We start from the raw sequence: 4,491 nt of genomic DNA, 5'->3' as shown, positions 1-4,491 counted from the left end.
GAGGCATAACAAGTCACTACATCCGATCGTAAGGTAAACTACTGCTATCATCCAAAGTTAACGGTAATCAGTTATCATTAAGAAAACGCCGGATCGTTAACCTAACAGAATTAACCCCACAATCCCACCCGAAAAGCTTGAAAAACAGGGAACCGGTTATGCCAACCACCTACGATTGCGATTTAATTCTCTGGGCCCGGGATACGGCTCAACTTTTGCGGGAACAACGCTGGGATGCCATTGACTGGGAGCATTTAATCGAGGAAATCGAGGATTTGGGGAAAAGTGAACGCAGTGCGATTGGTTCTCAAATGGAGCGAATTTTGCTTCATCTGCTCAAGTGGCAATATCAACCCCAACGGCGCTCCGATAGTTGGCTGGATTCCATCAATGATGGGCGATCGCAAATTCGTCGTAAATTAGAGGATAGTCCCAGTTTACGCGGTTATCCCGCGCAAATTTTGGATAAGGAATACACCAGAGCGCGTCGAGAAGCCGCCAGACAAACGGGTTTAATCCTTAGCATTTTTCCAGAGTTTTGTCCCTATACTATCGCGCAGGTGATAGAAGATTGGTTGCCCAGTGATAGCCTTGATTAAAGGTTAAATAATATCAGCCAGACTGGGAAACTATCTGATCAAATCAGTCCCCCCAGAGAACCCCCTTGAGCCACATAGCACACTTTTCTTTTTTTGTCAAATTTTATGTTAAGAAATATGTAACTAATGGATAGGGGGATGACCAAAGATTAACCGTCTTCGTATTCGGGGATTCTTTCCTTTTTCTTCTCGGTGATATTGATGCGGGGGGGATTGTAATCTGGTTCCACGTCATCATCCCACATATCATCCTCGGCCTTATCTTCGTAATCGTCGTACTGAGGACGAGAAAAGCTTTCTGCGCGTTCTGAGCGAGCTTCTCCCCAGTTATCTTCTTCTTCCTCGTATTCTTCCTCATAATAACGAGCTTCGGCCCGTTTTTGCGGTGGGGGAGTGGCACGCAGGGGTTCTTTTTCCCATTCATCCTCACTCCAGCGTTCTTCAACGGGTTTAGCGGCCTCCACGGGGGTGCGGAGGGGAATACCCGTACCTAACTGATTTTCTGGACGAGCAGCGGGAGTATAATAAGCTTCTTCCTCTTCTCTTTCCCAGGGGGGACGACCAATACCCAAACGTTCCAAAACCCCCACACTAACCTGCGTGAGACGTTCTTCGGCCCCTTCAAAGACAATTAAGCGATTCGGACCGCTGCTAACCACTTCTTCAATGGCAATTTCGTAGGTACTGATCAATTGTTCGGGGATAAGAGGCAATCCCAGGGAAGCGATGATAATGGAATGTAATTGACCACTAAGGGGATCAAATTGATAATCGCGGACTTTGCCTAAAGGTTCGCCGGTTTCCGTGATCACTTCACTACCGATTAAGGGAGTATAAGCATCGATATCGACGGATTCCAAGACGTTATCATCTTCAACGAGAACCACGTCTCCTGTCTGACTGATGCTCGATAAATACATATATTGAGGCATTCCCGACAAGGAGAGGATATTATCGCGGAGTCCCAGGGCAACCACTTCTCGTTGATCGATATCTACTAGGATATCTTTAACAACGCCGAGTTTTTTGCCTGTATTGCGAGTGATAACCTGTGTATTTAAAAATTCTGAACGTAAGCGACTATTCTCTGTGATCATTTTTTCCTATGGGTAGGCGTTAGGTCGTGGGAATACGAATTAGTGTAGGCTTAATATATAGGGCGAGATTGAGGGTTAATTTACCGATATTAGCTTATATCTTAAAGTTCCCTGAGATTAACACTTTTTTTGGCCTTGTTTGGGCGATAGTTTCGGGTGATAGATAAGGTTAAACCCATTTTAGCTAATTCTTTACATTTTTTTAGTGACAACAAAGCAGGAGCTAGAGAGAAACTCCCTTGGCTCCTGCTGTCTAGATTCTGATTACATAGTTAAGGACTGCACCTCAGTTTCGATCAGTTTAGCCAAGTCTTGCAGAAAGGAGGCAGCATCGGCCCCGTAGATGACTCGGTGGTCACTGGTGAGATTAACCGTCATCTGTTTTTGCACTCCGAATAAACCATCTTTATTGACGACGATTTGGGGACGGGAAGCACCCACGGCCAGGATTGCGCCTTGGTTGGGGGGTAAGATAGCGGTAAAGCGATCGACTCCGAACATTCCCAGATTAGAAATGGTAAAAGTACCGCTATTGTATTCTTCCGGTTGCAGTTGTTTACTGCGGGCGCGATCAACTAAATCTTTCCAACTGCGGGAGAGGGAATAGATATCCATCTGGTTAGCAGAGCGCAAAACCGGCGTAATTAAGCCACCATCGGGCATAGCTACGGCTACGGCCACGTTAATCGCCCCGTGGTATTGAATTCCTGCATCGCTATAGCTGGAATTAACTATAGGATGTTTAGCGAGGGTGTTGGCTACTGCTTTTGCTAACAGGGCCGTCATGGTGACACCCTTGGATTTTAGCTGTTGATAGAGTTGATCCAGTGGGTCGGTGGTGATAGTGTAGCCCACTTGGAAGGTGGGAACCTGTAGGCTAACCGACATATTCTGGGCGACGGCTTTTTGCAGAGTGGTGAGGGGAACAGTCCGACCGACCGGGGCGCTGCCCGGAATCGGGGCTTTAGGAGCCGCCACAGGCACGCTGACGGGTTGTGGGGGAGTAATGACGGGAGCGGGGGCGGTGCTGACTTTTCCTGTCGCTTTTTCTACGTCTTCGGCGGTAATTCGTCCGTGGGGACCGCTACCCACTAGGGTTTTCAGATCCACCTTTAATTCTTTAGCCAGTTTTTTGGCCCTGGGAGAGGCGACTAAACGGCCATTATCTTTAACGGCGGCGACGGGGATCGAAACGGGAGGCGGAGCGATTTCTGGGGTCTCTACGGGCTTGCTAGGGGCAGCTGTGGCGGTTTTTCCCTGAGCTTTGGCCAGTTCAATTTCCGCTTCAGTTTCGGCGATATAGGCGATCGCTTCCCCCACGGGTGCTTCCTGGCCGGCTTCGACTAAAATTACAGCGAGATAACCATCATAAAACGATTCTACGTCCATGTCGGCCTTGTCGGATTCGACTACTAACACCGTTTCCCCTTTGCTGACTTTTTCCCCGGGGGACTTCACCCAAGAAACTATTTTTCCTTCGGTCATGGTGGAACTGAGCGCGGGCATGAAGATATCTCGAATCATGGTGGAGTGCTTCTATCTCTAATGTTTTGAGCCATAGCGCATTTTACCACAGTTGATGGGGTTGGGGGTGTGGGGAAGTGGGAAGTGGGGAGTGGGGAGTGGGAAGTGGGGAAGTGGGAAGAAACCATCCATAACTGGGTTTTTAAAGTTCGATTGGGAGTCAATCATACTAAGTAGGTGGGTGTTAAAAATTGTCAGATACCCCCCTTATTAAGGGGGGATTAAGGGGGGATCAGCACCCCCCTTATCAAGGGCGATCCCCCCGCCTATCGGCACCCCCCTTATTAAGGGGGGATTAAGGGGGGATCAAAGACAAAATCTCTCTTCTATTTACTTATTAAATAGACTGTAACTTTTGCTGACTAATGCTCAAATATATCTTTGTATTGCTGTAAATCTAAAGCGGTGAAGATGGGGATACAACTAAAGCACTTTTGGGCTAATTCCCATCTTTCTTCTCTTTGCAGCATCACAATTAATTTATCTCGCACTGACAGTAAATAGCGCACATCGTTAGCGGCGTAACTCAGTTGTTGTGGGGTAAGATTAGCGGCATTTCCCCAATCAGAACTCTGAGCGGTTTTGTCTAATTCTATGCCTTCCAATTCCTGCACGAGACTTTTTAAACCGTGACTGCTGGTATAAGTCCGAGCCAGTTTACTGGCGATTTTGGTACAGAAAATCGGTTTAGTGGCAATGCCAAAAGTTTGGGACAATTGAGCCACATCAAAACGGGCGAAATGAAAGACTTTTTCTATCCGCTCATCTTCCATGACCTTTTTGAGATTAGGAGCCTCTGTTTGCCCCCTAAAAACCCGAATGGCAGTGACAAAACCACTGGGATCACAGAGTTGAATTAAACACAGTCGATCGCGCCCCGGTATTAATCCCATAGTTTCTGTATCTACAGCGATCGAATTAACCCCTAGATAACGGGATAATAGGTCATCGCTTAAATCTCGATCGCACACTTGAAAATTGTCTAAGTTCATATAGTTAGCAGATAGGAGAGCTTTTTTCAGTTATCAGTTATCAGTTATCAGTAAACAGTTATCAGTAAACAGTCAGCAATTCTCAGTTTTAGACACAGCAAGCCTTTTAGGGATTTAAAGAACATTTTAAAGGGGGATTTTTGGCGCAACTTTGGGTGTACTATCACGTCAAAAGCCTGAAGACTTGTGAAATGAAATTCGCCATCCCATTGAATTTTACCCCGTATTATGCGAACTAACTCCCAAAAGCCTTGCTACAGGGCAAATTTAGAATTGCTG

The 4,491-nt window shown here is 46.6% G+C and carries 4 protein-coding genes; 1 reads left to right on the top strand and 3 read right to left on the bottom strand.

Annotated features, from left to right (window positions below):
* Positions 1-158: 158 nt before the first annotated feature.
* Positions 159-599, top strand: a complete 441-nt coding sequence (locus PX636_RS20500) for a DUF29 domain-containing protein (protein ID WP_288118576.1) — start codon at positions 159-161, stop codon at positions 597-599.
* A gap of 149 nt (positions 600-748) precedes the next feature.
* Here the strand turns inward: PX636_RS20500 and PX636_RS20495 are convergent, their stop codons facing one another.
* The 3 genes from PX636_RS20495 to PX636_RS20485 all read right to left on the bottom strand — a co-directional run bounded on the left by PX636_RS20495 (position 749) and on the right by PX636_RS20485 (position 4,212).
* Positions 749-1,696, bottom strand: coding sequence for a PRC-barrel domain-containing protein (locus PX636_RS20495; protein WP_002756731.1), 948 nt, complete (start codon positions 1,694-1,696; stop codon positions 749-751).
* A gap of 264 nt (positions 1,697-1,960) precedes the next feature.
* Complete coding sequence (locus PX636_RS20490; protein WP_288118573.1) at positions 1,961-3,220, bottom strand: dihydrolipoamide acetyltransferase family protein; 1,260 nt, start codon at positions 3,218-3,220, stop codon at positions 1,961-1,963.
* A gap of 362 nt (positions 3,221-3,582) precedes the next feature.
* Complete coding sequence (locus tag PX636_RS20485; RefSeq protein ID WP_002799135.1) at positions 3,583-4,212, bottom strand: ribonuclease D; 630 nt, start codon at positions 4,210-4,212, stop codon at positions 3,583-3,585.
* Between the last annotated feature and the right edge of the window lie 279 nt (positions 4,213-4,491).

The organism is Microcystis sp. M53598_WE2 (assembly GCF_030067735.1).
Taxonomy (GTDB): domain Bacteria; phylum Cyanobacteriota; class Cyanobacteriia; order Cyanobacteriales; family Microcystaceae; genus Microcystis; species Microcystis aeruginosa.
Note: the sequence above shows the minus strand (reverse complement) of the source record. Positions and strands in the feature narration are given on the sequence as shown.